Origin of the sequence: Vibrio sp. TRT 17S01 (assembly GCF_050113695.1) — a bacterium.
GTDB lineage: Bacteria > Pseudomonadota > Gammaproteobacteria > Enterobacterales > Vibrionaceae > Vibrio.
This window is the reverse complement of record NZ_JBNJOG010000065.1, coordinates 1-732: the sequence shown is the minus strand read 5'-3', so window position 1 is coordinate 732 and position 732 is coordinate 1. Positions and strand designations below refer to the sequence as shown.

Below are 732 nucleotides of genomic sequence, written 5' to 3'. Positions count from 1 at the left end.
TAACGCCAAATTAAGTAGTGAGTAACGCTACCAACTACCTAAACCATTGTGCCGTAAACACTAAAGCTGATTCAAAGCAAAAATGCCGAGCGTTACGAATCTGCTTAAATTTATTGTTATACGATACTCCACCATTCTTTCTGGCTATCCCATACATACTCATAGCTACTACTCACGACTTCACCCATTAGTTCGTATGAGTAACTTGTTCTGAGCTTATACTTAGACAAATTTCTAATTATTGCTTCTGGTATTCCATTGTCTTTTAAATAGACCAACGTAGGAAAATCTCGAGTCCTACCATCATTAGGCCCCATATTCATGCTTGGGGAGAATAACCTCGGGATATCAACTTCCTCATTGTCACCAACCAATGTCAATTTTAGAGTTAAACCTCGACACTCATTCGTACTTAGATTGGCGTAATGGAAGACAGTTTGATGAACATTGTTTCCAGTTTCTTCATGGATTCGTCGCTCATTATGTATCTGCAAAAGTAACTTAGGTTTTTGAGACTCCTTAAAGACAGATAAATTAACAAAGTATCCGTAGACCACGAAAACGGCGGATACTAGACCACCTAAGGCTGTCACGATATATACAACTATTGTTGTCGAGTCTTCAGGCTTGAAACTTTGATTTATTACCCAGCCAATCGAAGCTGCTGCTAAAATCGCTAATAATATTGAGAGAACTATTGGTAACTTCATATTTCCTCCATCGTATAACGCC

Annotated in this window: 1 protein-coding gene; it reads right to left on the bottom strand. The window is 38.4% G+C overall.

Annotation, left to right across the window (positions count from 1 at the left end):
• Positions 1 to 116: 116 nt before the first annotated feature.
• Positions 117 to 732 (bottom strand): hypothetical protein (locus ACQEXS_RS22490; protein ID WP_427015277.1); only part of this gene is annotated, 616 nt, incomplete at its 5' end.